This window comes from Williamsia sp. M5A3_1d (genome assembly GCF_053345315.1).
Map to the genome: position 1 here is coordinate 821,345 of NZ_JBKEZX010000003.1, position 14,525 is coordinate 835,869.

The window sequence follows — 14,525 nt, forward strand, 5'->3', positions numbered from 1 at the left end:
CGGGTCGCGGGCATGACACGACCGCTTCGGCGGTCGACGGACACCGCACCGGTGCGACGCCGTCCGAGTCGTCGGACGGCCCGGTCGATGCTGCTCGGCGCCGTGACGATGCTCGCGGTCACGGTGACCGCGGCCTGCTCGGTGTCGCCGCCCGACGACACCTCGGTCCCGATCAACCCCTCGGTGTCGGAGCCGGCGCTGGTGTCGCAGTACCCGAACGTGACGCTCACCGCTCCCCGCGACTCCAACCGCCCCGGCGGTGTCGTCGCCCTCCAGGACCCGCCCAGCCCCGTCGACCCCGACCTCTCCTCGGTCGGGGTGTCGATCCGGCGGATCATCTACCGGTCGACCTCCGGTCTCGACAACTCGCCGACCCAGGTGTCGGGGATCGTGGTCGTGCCCAACGGTCCGCCGCCCGACGGTGGCTGGCCCGTCGTGGCCTACGGTCGTCCGAACTCGGGCATCCGGCCGGACTGCGCACCGTCGCTCTTCGGCTCGATGCTCGGCAACGCCGAGGTCATGGCCAACATCGCCGTGTCCGGGTACGTGGTGGTGATGTCGGACTACCAGGGCATCGGTCAGACCGGGGCCGTCGTCCCGTTCCTCGACGCGACCACCTACGGCAACAACCTCATCGACGCCGTGCGCGCCGCGCACGCGCTCAACCCCTCCGTGGTCAGCACACGATGGATCTCCTATGGCGGTGCCCTGGGAGGCCTGGCCTCGTGGGCGGCCGGTGACCGATCGGCTGCCTACGGCCAGGGGCTCGACCTGCTCGGCTCGGCCTCGATCGCCCCATGGGCGAACATGACCGGACTGGTCGACCGTGCGGTCAGCGGGACTCTCACACCGGCGCAGTACTCGGTGTACATCTACACGCTGCAGTCGATCGCCGACTCGAACCCGTCGATGAACCTCGACGACTACCGGTCGCCGTACGCACGCAGCATCTGGCCGACCCTGCTGCAATGTCTGCCCACCGCGCAGACCTCGGTGGAGGACATCGGTCGCGCGATCACCTCACTCGGGCCCGACGACCTCAAACCCGACTCGGCGGCGGCAGCGGCCTTCCTCAAGTCGCGGATACAGGCCCGCGCGGCCCCGGTGGGTGCGAACAAGAAGCCGGCGCTCATCATCTACGGCACCGACGACGAGGTCGCCGATGTCGGACCGACCGAGGCCGCCATCACCCAGGCATGCCAGGACGGACAGAGTCTCTTCGTGGTCCGTCGTGAAGGGGAGACCCAGGAGGATCTCAAGGCCGACCAGGCCGTGGACTTCGTGAACACCCTGCGCCTCGGTGGCGGCAACGTGACGAACTGCGGGGACCGGCCGTGAAGTCGCCGTCGACGTCGACCATGAGCGACTACGGTCGCATCCTCTGGCGGTCATGGATCACCGTGCTCGTCGCGGTCGTCGGTGGCATGGCCGTCGGCTGGTTCGCACAGAGCATGGAGAAGCCGGAGTACACGAGTCAGGCCGTCCTCGTCGCCAAGGCGCCGGGCCCGCCGTCGGTGGTCGCGGCGTACGCGAGCGATCTGTCCGGCCGCGCCGAGATCGAGACGATGCGCAATCTCGCCGTCTCGCAGCAGGTGCTGTCGCGGGTCATCGTCGCCGACAGCGCGAAGGCGCTCGGTCCGAACGTGACGACCGCCGACCTCACCTCGCGGATCACCGTCTTCCCGGTGCCCAACAGCGCGGTGTTCCGGATCGTCACCACCGGCGACACCGCCGAGGCGGCCACCACGCTCGCCGCGTCGATGGCCGATCAGATGCGACAGGTGGTGAGCGAACTCGAGCCGGTCGGCACCGAGTCGGTGCAGTCGGAGCTGTTCGTCGTCGACGCCTCCACCCCGGCGGGTGCCGCCACCGAGACCAGCCTGACGCAGGCGATCGGCCTCGGCGGTGCCATCGGTTTCGGTGTCGCGGCGATCGCGCTCATCGCGGCGAACATGATCGGCAACCGGGTCGGGGACGGCCGCGACGCCCTGCACACACTGCGCGATGTCCGAGGACTGAGGAAAACATGACGATGCGGAGACCTGTGACGAAGCGCGACACCCACCGATCGCGCGGACCGCTGACCGGACGTGTCCGCTCGCTCGCCGCGATCGGGTGCGTCGCCGCGGTGCTCGCCACGACCGTCGCGTGTGGTTCGGACTCCGACAGTTCTGATTCCGATCCGGCGCAGTCCACCATCGGCGCACCACTGGCCGTCGACACCCGCGACACCGGGGTCGGGTCGATCGTCAGCGCCAATCAGATGCCGCTGCTCGACCGGCGCGTGAGCGCGGCATCGTCGATCGCCGCCCGCGTGGTCTACCGCTCCACCTCGGGTGTCGACGACAGCCGTACCGAGGTCTCGAGCGCGATCTTCATCCCGTCGGGGACGCCGCCCACCGGCGGGTGGCCCGTCATCGCGCTCGGCCACGGCACCACCGGTGTCCTCGGGGAGTGCGGCCCGACGCTGGATCCGACCCTGCTGGGGATCTCGATCATCGCCAGCGGTCTGGTGAGCGAGGGCTTCGCGGTCACGGTCACCGACTACCAGGGCCTCGGCGCACCCGGTGTGACCGAACCGACACACCCCTACCTCGACGCGGCGACCGAGGGCATGAACGTCATCGACTCGGTGCGCGCGGCGCGGCGCCTGTCGCCGTCGGTGTCCAACCGATGGGCGGCACTGGGCACCTCGCAGGGCGGCCAGGCCGTGTTCGCGGCCAACGAGCTCGCCGGCTCCTACGCGCCCGACCTCGACCTGCTCGGCACCGCGGCCGCGTCTCCGCCCCTCGACATCGCGCCGCTGGCACAGGCCGCGGCCGAGCGCAGGCTCACCGAGGATCAGCGCGGTCTCATGCAGTGGATGCTGCTGGTGCTCAAACACGAGAACCCGGCCTTCGATCTGGACCTTTACCGTCGAGGTGTCGTGGAATCGAACTGGGATCTGTTGTCGCAGTGCAGCGCTGCGTTCACCGAGCGCCGAGCCGCGGTGATCAAGGAGATCAGCCCCGACGACCTCACGCCGTCGTCGACCGAGGCCACGAACGCGCTCACCGACCTCCTCGCGCGGCGCAGTCTGCCGAACCGCCGGGCCGCGGCACCGATCCTGGTGCTCTACGGCGGCCGCGATCAGCTGGTGACGCCGCAGTGGACCACCGACGCCGTCGTGCGGGCCTGCCGCCTCGGCGACACCATCCAGTCGGTGTTGCAGCCCGACCGTGGCCACGCCGACGTCGACATCTCGATCGCGACGAGCTGGTTGCAGAACCGGTTCAACAACCGGGCCGTCGTGAACGACTGTGGCCGCCTGACCTGAGTCGTGCGGTTCGTCCGAGTGGTCACGAGGTCAGACGGCGGTTATGGTGTGCTCGTGAGAAGCGGCAGCCGTCGGTTCTCGCAGGGGGTGGCAGGGGGGCCTGCAGGACAGTTTTTCGGTTGTACCCAACACTCTCGTGACCTCGTCACGGTGACCCACCGGCATTGTGTGTCGCAGCCGTGACTCCAGGACGCCACCGCGCATCGCGTGCGCGATCGGCCGCAGACCGCGAAACGGGCCACATGACCGCGAACACACCACACCGGCCGGGACACCTCCCGGTGATCCCCGCCGCCGCGATCTCCGGGACACCGGTGACGGCGACGGTGGCGCCGCGACGCCGCGGACGCATCAAAGGCCTCGACGGACCTCGAGGCATCGCCTGCATCGCCGTTCTCGTCGTCCACGTCGCCGCGCACTACTCGCCCGACACGACCGTGGCCAGCAAGATCGGCCTGCTCGGTCAGTCGCTCATCTTCTTCTTCGCGCTCTCGGGCTTCCTGCTGTTCCTGCCGTTCGTACGCGCACTGTTCCTCGGTGCGCCGAAGCAGCCCGACGTCCGCCAGTACTTCACCCACCGCCTCCTGCGGATCTTCCCGGTCTACATCGTGATCTTCCTGATCGCGAACTTCGCGTTGCAGGCCGCGTACCTCACCAACGCCGAGAAGTCCCTGGTCGTCGGGTCGCAGTCGGGCACCGGGATGATCACCGACCCGCTCACGTTCATCGCGAACCTGTTCTTGGTCCAGACCTACTTCCCGAGCCTCATCCAGACCGGCGTGAACCCGTCCTGGTCGCTGACGCTGGAGTACGCCTTCTACGTCGCCCTGCCGATCGTCGGCGGGCTCATGTTCTATCTGCGCCGGCGGATGCGGTGGAGCCCGGTCGTCATCGGGATGATCCCGGCGGTCCTCTTCGTGGTGATCGGTGTGGCGGGCAAGGTGTTCGCCTACTACCTGTCCTCGCGCGCGGGCATCACCGATGTCGCCGAACAGAATTTCGGTCCGAACTGGTCGGCGGTGGTGTTGCGCAGCTTCCTCGGCGGCAGCGACGCGTTCGCCTTCGGCATGGCCGCGGCGACGATCTTCGTCGCGGTGGAGGTCGGCGCCGAGGGATCGACACTGGGTCGTCGACTGCGGAAGTGGTCGGTGGTCGGTCTGGTCATCGCGACGTTCGCGATGCTCGCGCTGCTGGTGCTGCAGTCCAACTTCCAGGTCACGGCGACCGGACTGGCGGCCGGACTGTTCATCCTGATCATCGTGCTCCCGCTCGCCGAGGGACGGCGATCCCGGATGGCCGACATCCTCGACTGGAAACCCTTCGAGTACCTGGGCAAGATCTCGCTGGGAATCTATCTGTGGCACTTCCCCCTGCTGATCGCGCTCGGGAAGTGGGGTCTCCTCGGCGGCGATGACATGGTCTCGATGATCCGCAACATCGTGACCGTCGGTGTCGTGTCGGTAGCCTGCGCGGCGGTCACCTACCGATTCGTGGAAGAGCCGGGCCTCAAGTACGCCCGCAAGTTGCGCATTCGGTAGCACTGGTTCGCTACAGTCAACCTATTAGAGAACAGCAACGTAGGTTTCGACGACTTCGCGCCGGTGCTCTCGCCGCCACGGCGGTCGCCGCCGTCGCGGTTTTCGCCGTGATCACCTCCGGTTGCGGGTCTAGTCCGGCCGGGGACGACCCCGAGATGCCGACGCAGTCGACCAGCCCCACACCCGTCGCGGCCGCGCCGCGTCTGGTCCCGATCGGGGTCAACGGCGGCAGCATGCTGATCGTCGAGGACGACGTCGTGCTCGAGAAGTCGCTGTCGGCGATGAACGACCTGCATGTCCGTCAGTTGCGACTCGACATCGCCTGGCCCTTCGTCGAACCCGTCGAGGGCGTCTTCAACTGGGCGCCGGTCGACCGTGTCGTCGACGCCGCGCGGGCACACGGTATCGACATCGTCGGTGTCATCGACTACACCCCGCGCTGGCAGGCCGGAGGATCCTCGCAGTTCACGCGTCGACCGTCGTCGGCGACCGAGTTCGGACGCTTCGCAGGCGACGTTGCCGAGCACTTCTCGGGTCGGGTGTCCACGCTGGAGATCTGGAACGAACCCAATGGCGGGTACTTCTTCCGACCGAAACCCGACCCGGTGTTCTACACCGCGATGCTCAAGGCCGCCTACAGGCAGATCAAGGCGGCCGACCGGCGGATCACCGTCCTAGGAGGTTCGGTCGCGACCGCTGTCGACACCGCCACCACGATGAACGGCCTCACCTTCGTCGAGAAGATGTACGCCGCGGGCGCGGCGGGGTACATGGATGCACTCTCGGTGCACCCGTACTCCTATCCCACGTCGTACTCCACCGACCCCACCGACCCGGACGGGGCCATGCGGATGGTGGCCGGGATGTACTCGGCGATGCGGGCACACGGCGACGGTGACAAGAAGATCTGGGCCACGGAGGTGGGGTTCCCGACCTCGGGCACGCCGATCTCCGACGCCGCGACACAGGCGGCGATCATCACCGAGTCGATCCGCGAGTGGTCGCAGCTGTCGTTCGCGGGCCCGATCCTGGTGCAGGAGCTGCGTGACCGCTCCGACGACTCGTTCGATCGCGAGGACACCTTCGGCATCATGCGGGTCGACTTCTCGCCCAAACCGCTCTACACGTCGTTGAAGAGCCTCATCGCGGGTGATCTCAACGACGACGTGGTCTTCCAGCGGGTGCTCGGGGCGTCGGCGCGCGCGCAGTTCCCGATCGGTGGAGCGGTCACCCCGTGGTACCGGCAGTCGTCGCCCAGGGGGACCCAACAGATCCGCCAGGAGTTCACCGGTGGAGCGGTCACCTGCTGGATGGATCGATGTTTCGCGTCGCCGACCGCGGTGGTCAGTGCCATGGACGCGGCCGGGTCGACACCTGTCGGTCCGATGGTCGACGGACGGCAACCGGTCGACGATCTGGTGGACACCGAGTACTTCTGGTCACCGCGGACGGGCGCGCACGCCCTGTCGGGTGAGATGCTGGACGCATGGCGACCGCAGTTCGGACTACCGATGACCGATGAGTTCCGCGACGGGAACGCGACCGTGGTGAGGTGCCAGTTCGCGACCCTGCGCAGGCCGTCCCGCGGCTCGGTGACCGTGGACCCGGTGTGAGGAGACCTGCAGCGCTCACCCGACCGATCACATGGAGCATCGCGATCATCCTGGTGCTCGTCGTGGCCGTGGTGGTCGTCCTCGTGGTCGGGTTGTCGAACCCCGACGGCACCGACAACCCGGCGCGCGGAGGCGACACCCCTGGATCGGTGATCTCGGCGAAACCCATGGACGACCTCCCGCTGCTCATGAAGCTCGGCAAGGTGAAGGGGTCGGTGGTGCAGTACGTGTCCACCGACTCCTCCGGCCGGCGCACCCGGGTCAGCGGCACGGTCTTCAAACCGGGCGGTGAGGCACCCGAGGGTGGATGGCCCGTCGTCGCGGTCGCGCACGGGACGCTCGGGATCAACACCGAGTGCGGCCCGTCGACGTCGCCGGACCTCCGCGGGCTGATCGGCCTCGCGCAGGGGCTCCTCGGGGCCAAGTACGCGGTCGCGATCGCCGATTATCAGGGACTGGGGGCCGCCGGGGTCCACCCGTACCTCGACTCGGACACCGCGGGCCGCAACGTCATCGACTCGGTCCGCGCCCTGCGTGCGGTCTTCGACGACATCTCCCCGCGATGGGGCGGCTTCGGTTCCTCACAGGGCGGGGGTGCGATCTGGGCTGCCGACGAGGATGCGAAGTCCTACGCGCCCGAACTCGACCTCGTCGGCGTCGTCGCCGGTGTCCCGGCCGCCGACGTCGTGGGCCTCGTCGCCAAGGCCCGTGCCGGCACCCTGACCCGCGACCAGGCCCCGGCGCTGCAGTGGGTCGTCGAGGCGGCCGCCCGCTCACATCCCGACATCGTCCGTGACGACTACCGCAGCGGCAGCGCGATCACGAACTGGGACGTCCTGTCGGCGTGTGCGGGCTCGCTCGTGAGTCGCCGCGACGCCGCCGTGGACGCGCTCGGACCGTTCGACCTCGCACCCCGCACCGACGCCGCCGCCGCACGCCTCACCGATCTGCTCCGGTCGTATGCGTTGCCGCGCAAGGCCGTCAGTGCACCGATGTATGTGCTCTACGGCGACGCCGACACCTACATAGACAAGTCGTGGACGAAGGCGGCGGTGGCGAGAGCCTGCGGGTTCGGTGACCGTCTCACCATCAGCGAGCAGGCGGGCAAGGGGCACGGCGACATCAACCTCGACAACGCCCTGCCGTGGTTGCAGTCGCGGTTCGCGGGTGCGACCTCCGAGCAGGACTGCTGACGGCCGTGTCGGCGGCAGTCGGGGGCGGACGGACCGAGCCCACCGCACGCGATGTCGCCAAGGCGGCGCGCCGTGCCGAGATACTGCGTGCCGCAGCGCATCTCATGGCGCGTCGCGGGTACGCGGCGGTCCGTCTGGAGGACATCGGCGCCGAGGTCGGGATCAGCGGGCCGGCGATGTACCGGCACTTCGAGGGCAAACACGATCTGCTCGCACAGTTGCTCATCGACGTGTCCGCTCGACTGCTCGTCGGCGGACGGGCCGCGCGCGCCGCGCCCGGGGCCGCCGAGGTCCTGCGCGCGCTGATCGACCGCCACGTCGATTTCGCGGTGTCCGAACCCGACCTCATCGAGGTGCAGTTCCGCGATCTGTCGTCGCTCGACTCCGATGCCCGCCATCTCGTGCGCCGTCTGCAGCGCGACTACGTCGACATCTGGGCCGAGGTCCTCGTCGAGCACCTCGCGGTCGCCCGGGACGAGGCGCGGACCAGGGCACATGCGGTCTTCGGCCTGATCAACTCCTCGCCACGGCTGCGCGACGTGCCCACCCCGCAGGTGCGTGACCTGCTCGTCGCGATGGCCCTCGCCGCCGCCGAGCAGCGGGTCTGATCCGGGTCACCCGGGCCAGTTCACCCGGTGGGGTCCCTGATGGACGCCTGTACGTAACGCCGATCACCCAGAATCAGATGTAAGCGTCGAGACCTCGTGCAAGCACGCTCGCGACGCGGGGAAACCAGTTAGGCTGTCAAACCAGTTCGTGACGAATCGGTTCGTCGCACACCAGTACGTCGGTGGCCGCCCTGAAGGGAGTGTCGTGACCTCGTTGCCGTTCCGCCCGCACGCACGCCCCACCGTTCCCGCCTCCGACGCCCGCTTCGTGCAGCCGCGTTCGCAGCACTGGATGTACAAGTACGCCGCCCGAGCCCGGATCGTCGATCTCGTCGTCATCACCGTGGCCGTCGCGACCGCACTGATCGTCCGCTTCGGCTACCACCTCACCCACACCCTGGGTCGCTTCAGCTGGCCCGCCATCTTCGTCGCGGGCGCGATCGTCGTCTGGTGGTTCGGGATGCTGCGCATCACGCAGAGCTCGGACCGCCGTGTGCTGGGCAGCGGCCCGAACGAGTACAGCCGCGTGCTCACCTCCTCGGTGACCACGTTCGGCGTGTTCGCCATCGTCGATCAGTTGATGGCCCTGAGTGTCGCGCGGGGCTTCCTCGCCATCGCGTTCCCGCTCGGTACGGCGCTGTTGCTGCTGAGTCGCTGGAGCATGCGGCGCTACCTCGTGAGCATGCGACGGTCCCGCAAGTACCTCGAACGCGTGCTCATCATGGGCGGTGTGCGTTCGGCACGGCCGCTGATCGACCGACTCGAGGCCAACCCCGAGCTCGGGTACGAGGTCGTGGGCCTGTGCGTGCCGGTGGAGAAGCCGACCGATCCCGAGATCATCGAGTCGCGTGGCCGCCTCATCCCGGTGTTCGGGGACTTCTCCGATGCCCGCAGCGCTGTCGCACTGTCGGGCGCCACCACCGTCGCGGTCACCTCGGCCGAGGTCCTCGGCCACTCCGCGATGCGGGAACTGTCGTGGGATCTCGACGACATGGACGTCGAGATGCTGGTGTCGCCGGGCGTCACCGACGTCGCCGGCCCGCGGATGATGGTGCGGCCCGTCGCAGGGCTGCCCCTGCTGCACATCGACAAGCCCGCCTACGAGGGCGCGAACCGTTTCCTCAAATCGGCGTTCGACCGCAGCGCCACCGCGGTCCTGCTGATCCTGCTGTCGCCGGTGCTGCTCGCCTGCGCGATCGCCGTCAAGGTGAGCTCGCCGGGTCCCGTCTTCTACCGCGGAGAGCGTGTCGGACTGGGCAACGAGCCGTTCCCGATGTGGAAGTTCCGGTCGATGGTCGTCGGCGCCGACGCACAACGTCAACTGCTCGCCGATCAGAGCCAGGGCAACGGTGTGCTGTTCAAGATGGCCGACGACCCCCGCGTCACCCGCGTCGGCAAGTTCCTCCGCAAGTACAGCCTCGACGAACTGCCTCAGTTGTTCAACGTCATGGGTGGCTCCATGAGTCTCGTCGGGCCGCGACCGCCGCTGCGGGAGGAGGTCGAGACCTACGACCACGTGGTCACCCGCCGGATGCTGGTGCGACCCGGCATCACCGGTCTGTGGCAGGTCTCGGGCCGCTCGGACCTCTCGTGGGAGGAGTCGGTGCGTCTCGATCTCTCCTACGTGGAGAACTGGTCGATCATGCAGGACATCCTCATCCTGTGGCGGACCGCGAAAGCCGTCGTCTCCCGCGACGGCGCCTACTGAAACCCTCGTACGCCCGCCGCGCCGTCGCCGCCCTCACCCCTGCGGTGGCCTCCGCCGACTGACCGGCACCGGTGTCGGGTTGCGGAACACCCGCAGGATCACCGCCACGGCCGCGTCCTCGTCGAGACCGAACCCCCGTCGGAGTCCTCGGTCGATCGTTGCCAGCGCGCCACCGTGGGCCTGCGAGACCGTCTGTCGTTCATCGTCGTTCGCGGCGTAGAGCGACGGCGGCACCATCGGGGCGACCGCGAGGCCCAGGGCGGTGGCCCGCAGCCACACCGCCTCCATGAGCATGCCGCCGCGCACGAAACTCTCGCGGTCCCAGTCGGCGAGGCCGATCGCGATCAACGCCGACGCCGATCGCGCCGCGCCCGCGGTGGGGGCGCCGAGCACCGATCCCGCACCCCAGGCGTCGAGGTGGGCCATCACGTCGGGTCGGGACACGAGATCGAGCATCCCGCGCGCCGCGGGTGGCACCCCCAGTGACTCGATGTCGACACCGGTGTCGGGGTCGCTCGAACCCGGTCGTCGGGTCGCCGCCGTCATCTCGGCGTGCAGGGCCGGTGTGAGGTGCCGGATGCGCGCGCCGTCGCCCAGCAGCGCGGCGCAGGTCTCCAGGCGCGCGCGGTCGTGCAGTACGTGGACACCCGCCCCCGTGGCGGCGAGCGATTCGATCTCGGCGGTCTGCAGGGGTGAGGCGTCCCCGGGGAGTCGTGACGTCGCGCGCCGCATCACGAGGTCGATGTCGACGGCGCGCTCGTCGGTGCCGGTGCCCAACTCGTGGTGGACGGCCATCCCGTCGTCGTGGATCGTGGTGCGCCCCAGACGCCCCCGTGCCGACGCCGCGACCTCCATGTTGTGGGCGAGCGCACCGAGGGCGACCGCGCTCATCCTGCGCTCGAGATCGGTGGTGCGCGGCGGGTCGGTCACCCGGATGCGGGCGTCGATCCCGTCTGCTCCGATCGCGATCGACCAGGGCTGGCCGTTGTAGGGCGATGGTGCGCGCGACCCGGCATGGGCGATGGCCTCGGTGTCGGGCAATCGTCGGAAGGTCGAGGCGACATCCGGGTCCCCGGGCGTCGGCGGCGGTGCGGCCGGGAGGTCGTCGAGGGGGTCGCGTACGCGATCGAGGACGGCGTCGAGGTCGATGCGAACACGTCCCGACGGCAGGGGGAGGCCGAGTCCGAGACGGCGCACCGCGGCCGCACACGACGCGCCGCCGAGCGCGACGTCGCCGCCGAGTTGCGGCCAGGTCGCGAGTGTCGCCCCCACCTCGAGGGCCGAGGCGGCCATCCGCGCGGTGACGCGGGTGGGGTCGAGCAGGGCCAGTGCCAGCGGCACCTTCTCGCCCGCGGTCAGTCCGGCGAGGCCCGCCGCGTCGATGTCACCGAGCAGTCCGTGGAACAGCGGGCGGTCGGGCGACAGGTCGTAGCGCTCCACGTCGAGCACGCCGCCGTCGCTGGTCTCCATGATCACGGGTATCCCGGCCGCGCGTGCCCGGTCGCGGATCAGCACCTTGGCGTCGAAGGAATCGCATTCCTCGGCGACGAGATCGAGTCCGTCGAGAAAATGTGCGGCGGTGGTCTCGTCGATACCGACCGGCATGATCTCGACGGTCAGATAGGGGTCGATCTCGGCGATCCGCCGTGCGGCCACCACCGCTTTGTTGATGCCGATGTCGAAGACGGTGGCCGGGACACGGTTGAGATTCGACAGATCGATCTCGTCGAAATCGGCGAGTCGTAACGTGCCCGCGAGCCCCTCGATCGCGATGGTGTGGGCGACGCAGTGTCCGACGCTCAGTCCCACGACCCCGACCCGGCGCGTACGCAGCACGGCGTCCTCGGCGAGGGTGATCTTGTTCTGGTTCCGGTCGAGACGCAGGCGGCGGAAGCCGCTGGGCGCCAACAGGTGTACGAGAGTCGACCGCCACGGATAGTGGACCCACCGGGAGTCGCCGAGCTGGTGGTCGTCGGCGGCGGGGACCACCTCGCGGAGCGAGGACCGTTGCGCCGCCAGGGTGTCGGTCACCTGAACGGAGGGGTCGTCCCGGAGTGATGAGATTCGGATGCGATCGCGTTCGTCCGACGGGTCGAGGATCTCCACCGTGGCGAGATCAGATGTGGGACGCGATGAATTCGTCGACGAATGATCGGACATTGCCGTGCCTCATTTCCCGCAGGTGTTTAATGTTTGTCGGGCGATGTCGAGAATCATCATCGACTGTCGTACAGGGGTTGTCGGGGGACATTCACGAACGCATATTGCGTATGTATTCCGTCGAATTCTGTGCATTATTCGGCATCATCGGGTGATTTTTCTGCCGATATCGTCGCCGTGTCATGCCCCCGGAGTTCTCTCGACGCTGAAAGGTTCTCGATGTCTGTCGCAACAGCTGTGCAGTCTTCCTCCCGTCCGGCCGACCGGCTTCCCCTGGCCGAGGCGACGACGATGATCGACCCGTCGACCGGATGCCGACTCACGATGGCCACCCCCGACGCCGCACCGGAGCTCTGGATCCGCTACCTCGACGGCGCCCGCGCGGTGTACCGGGCCCATCAGGTCTCTGCGGCCCTCGACTACGACACCGTCGTGGACGGGACCTCCACCAGCATGTTCTTCGCCGTGACCGACGACCACGACGACCTGCTGGGCGGATTGCGTGTGCAGGGCGCGTACGTCTCGGTGGATCAGACCCACGCGGTGCAGGAGTGGTCGGGGTGCGTCGGTCGCGACGCGTTGATCGACGCGATCGAGCGGCGCCTCGACCACGGGGTCGTCGAGGTGAAGACCGCGTGGGTCAACCCCCTGGCCGACGACCCGTCGGGGGTGTCGTCGCTGCTGGCGCGGGTCGCCCTGCCGATCATGTGCGCCACGGGCGCGCGGTACATCATGGCCACCGCCGCCGAACACGTCCTGCGTCGATGGTCGACGTCGGGGGGGCGGGTCGACCGGAGCGTCCCCGCGTCGCCCTACCCCGACGACCGCTACCGGACGAGTCTGATGTGGTGGGACGCCGCAACGCTCGCCGCGCAGGCCGACCCGACCGTGTACGCCCAGATGCGCCACGACACCGCGGGTCTGCTCGGTCCCGACGCCCTGCTCGCCGCGGCGCAGCAGACCGACGCGATCGACCGGAGCCGTCACGCGGCCTGATCCGTCACGTCATCCAGCGGGCGGGCACGGCGGAATCGCCGTCCACGAAGTGGATCGGCGACGACGACAGGCACACCACACGGTCTCGGCCTGCGCTCTTCGCCACATAGACCCATCGATCGGCGAGATGGGTGAGGTGGTCGATCACGTGCGAGATGTTCGGGCGCCCCGATCGGGTGCTCGACAGCGGCGCCGCCACGGCACCGATGCTCACGGTGACCGTCGATCCCGCGGCCACCGCCTCGCGGATCCGTTCGGCCGTGGCCGACAGTGCGGACTGGCCGGTGGTGCCGCAGAGCACCACGAACTCCTCGCCCCCGAACCGTCCGATGAGGCTGCGCTCGGGTGCGGCGGCGGTGATCGCGGCGACGGTGTCGACGAGAACGGTGTCGCCGACGGCATGGCCGAGGCGGTCGTTGATCGCCTTGAAGTGGTCGACGTCGATCAGCAGGAACCCGACCTGGTCACCCGCGGTCGCGACGGTCGCCAGCAGATCGCCACTGCGGGCGAGGAATCCACGTCGGTTGAGCAGCCCCGTCAGCGGGTCGGTGTCGCCGAGGACCGCGTAGCGCTCCATCGTCACCTCGAGGGAGTTGCGCAGCGCGGCGACGATGAAGACCGGGACCATCACGTTGGCCACGCCGGCGCCGCATCGCACTATGACCCCGACGACGGAGGTGACGTCGATGAACGCCAGGCCGATCGCGAGCGCGACGGCGAAGATCGAGAACGACACGACCACGCGGCGTGGCGACGACATGGCCGCGATCGCCGGTATCGCCGCGAGCAGGGTGATGATGACCCCCGACGCGGCGGGCTCGGTGACCACGTAGGCGGCCACCGCGATCCCGACCATGCCGATGAAGCCGAAGACGGCGAACAGTCGATCGCTGAGCCGGCCGACGACCAGTGTCGTGCTGAAGACCAGCAGTGTGAACATCCAGACGGTCACGAGCCAGGGCAGGCCGCCGTCTCGGATGAAGGCGGGCTGCAGGAAGCCCAGGACCGGAAGGGGGAGTGAGCCACTGGTGCTCAGCAGCACCGCGGCCGATCGCGCGTCGAACCGCCGCAGCAGTGTCGTGGTGGAGGAGCGGCGTCCGACGGCGACCTCGGTCCGTGGATCGGTGTCGAGTTGGGAGATGGAGTGCATCCGGCGTCGCCGGGACTCGGCGACCGCGGCGTCGGCGTGTGCGTCCGGCTCGCGCGGCGGGGCCGACGGCGGACGCGGGGTCATCACGGGGGGCATCGGATCGGGGTTCGCCGCACGACCGCGCGGCGTCTCGGGGTCCGTGTGCACGTCGTCAACTATGCCCTGTTCATCGCGGTTTCGTCACAGGTCGCCCGCGCCGGGGACCGGCGGTGGTGAGGGCGGCGTCGATCGTTGTCGGAGAGG

At 69.0% G+C, this 14,525-nt stretch carries 11 protein-coding genes; 9 read left to right on the plus strand and 2 right to left on the minus strand.

What is annotated here, in order from left to right:
- The first annotated feature begins 12 nt into the window (after window positions 1-12).
- The 8 genes from ACLBW1_RS16120 to ACLBW1_RS16155 all read left to right on the plus strand — a co-directional run bounded on the left by ACLBW1_RS16120 (window position 13) and on the right by ACLBW1_RS16155 (window position 9,976).
- The gene (locus ACLBW1_RS16120; RefSeq protein WP_447812802.1) at window positions 13-1,338 is read left to right on the plus strand and encodes a lipase family protein; all 1,326 of its coding nucleotides are present in this window, start codon (window positions 13-15) and stop codon (window positions 1,336-1,338) included.
- A 20-nt stretch (window positions 1,339-1,358) separates the two neighbouring features.
- A complete protein-coding gene (locus ACLBW1_RS16125; protein ID WP_447812803.1) occupies window positions 1,359-2,030 on the plus strand; it encodes a Wzz/FepE/Etk N-terminal domain-containing protein in 672 nt (223 codons plus the stop codon).
- Window positions 2,031-2,044: 14 nt separating this feature from the next.
- On the plus strand, window positions 2,045-3,316 hold the full coding sequence (locus tag ACLBW1_RS16130) for an alpha/beta hydrolase (RefSeq protein ID WP_447812804.1): 1,272 nt from the start codon (window positions 2,045-2,047) through the stop codon (window positions 3,314-3,316).
- Window positions 3,317-3,558: 242 nt separating this feature from the next.
- The gene (locus ACLBW1_RS16135) at window positions 3,559-4,854 is read left to right on the plus strand and encodes an acyltransferase family protein (protein ID WP_447812805.1); all 1,296 of its coding nucleotides are present in this window, start codon (window positions 3,559-3,561) and stop codon (window positions 4,852-4,854) included.
- A 155-nt stretch (window positions 4,855-5,009) separates the two neighbouring features.
- Window positions 5,010-6,467 carry a cellulase family glycosylhydrolase gene (locus ACLBW1_RS16140; protein WP_447812806.1) on the plus strand — a complete coding sequence of 486 codons (1,458 nt, stop codon included), beginning with the start codon at window positions 5,010-5,012 and terminating at the stop codon, window positions 6,465-6,467.
- Window positions 6,464-7,660 (plus strand): lipase family protein, encoded by a 1,197-nt coding sequence (locus ACLBW1_RS16145; protein WP_447812807.1) that lies wholly within the window; start codon window positions 6,464-6,466, stop codon window positions 7,658-7,660. Before ACLBW1_RS16140 ends, ACLBW1_RS16145 begins: the two co-directional genes overlap by 4 nt.
- A 5-nt stretch (window positions 7,661-7,665) precedes the next feature.
- Window positions 7,666-8,268: a TetR/AcrR family transcriptional regulator gene (locus tag ACLBW1_RS16150; RefSeq protein WP_447812808.1), complete on the plus strand. Its 603-nt coding sequence runs from the start codon at window positions 7,666-7,668 to the stop codon at window positions 8,266-8,268.
- Between the two features lie 292 nt (window positions 8,269-8,560).
- Entirely contained in the window at window positions 8,561-9,976 is a 1,416-nt protein-coding gene (locus ACLBW1_RS16155) for a sugar transferase (RefSeq protein WP_447812998.1), read from the plus strand.
- Between the two features lie 33 nt (window positions 9,977-10,009).
- Here the strand turns inward: ACLBW1_RS16155 and ACLBW1_RS16160 are convergent, their stop codons facing one another.
- Complete coding sequence (locus tag ACLBW1_RS16160; protein WP_447812809.1) at window positions 10,010-12,136, minus strand: Rv1355c family protein; 2,127 nt, start codon at window positions 12,134-12,136, stop codon at window positions 10,010-10,012.
- 219 nt (window positions 12,137-12,355) lie between these two features.
- Here ACLBW1_RS16160 and ACLBW1_RS16165 point away from each other — a divergent pair, with 219 nt between their 5' ends.
- Window positions 12,356-13,132 carry a hypothetical protein gene (locus ACLBW1_RS16165; protein WP_447812810.1) on the plus strand — a complete coding sequence of 259 codons (777 nt, stop codon included), beginning with the start codon at window positions 12,356-12,358 and terminating at the stop codon, window positions 13,130-13,132.
- 4 nt (window positions 13,133-13,136) lie between these two features.
- On the opposite strand, the gene ACLBW1_RS16170 is transcribed toward ACLBW1_RS16165, so the two are convergent.
- Window positions 13,137-14,429: a diguanylate cyclase gene (locus tag ACLBW1_RS16170; RefSeq protein WP_447812811.1), complete on the minus strand. Its 1,293-nt coding sequence runs from the start codon at window positions 14,427-14,429 to the stop codon at window positions 13,137-13,139.
- Window positions 14,430-14,525 lie beyond the last annotated feature (96 nt).

Coding starts and splice junctions, on each gene's coding strand:
- ACLBW1_RS16120 (WP_447812802.1), top strand. CDS start 13: ATGACACGACCGCTTCGGCGGTCGACGGACACCGCACCGGTGCGACGC.
- ACLBW1_RS16125 (WP_447812803.1), top strand. CDS start 1,359: ATGAGCGACTACGGTCGCATCCTCTGGCGGTCATGGATCACCGTGCTC.
- ACLBW1_RS16135 (WP_447812805.1), top strand. CDS start 3,559: ATGACCGCGAACACACCACACCGGCCGGGACACCTCCCGGTGATCCCC.
- ACLBW1_RS16140 (WP_447812806.1), top strand. CDS start 5,010: ATGCCGACGCAGTCGACCAGCCCCACACCCGTCGCGGCCGCGCCGCGT.
- ACLBW1_RS16155 (WP_447812998.1), top strand. CDS start 8,561: ATGTACAAGTACGCCGCCCGAGCCCGGATCGTCGATCTCGTCGTCATC.
- ACLBW1_RS16160 (WP_447812809.1), bottom strand. CDS start 12,136: ATGTCCGATCATTCGTCGACGAATTCATCGCGTCCCACATCTGATCTC.
- ACLBW1_RS16165 (WP_447812810.1), top strand. CDS start 12,356: ATGTCTGTCGCAACAGCTGTGCAGTCTTCCTCCCGTCCGGCCGACCGG.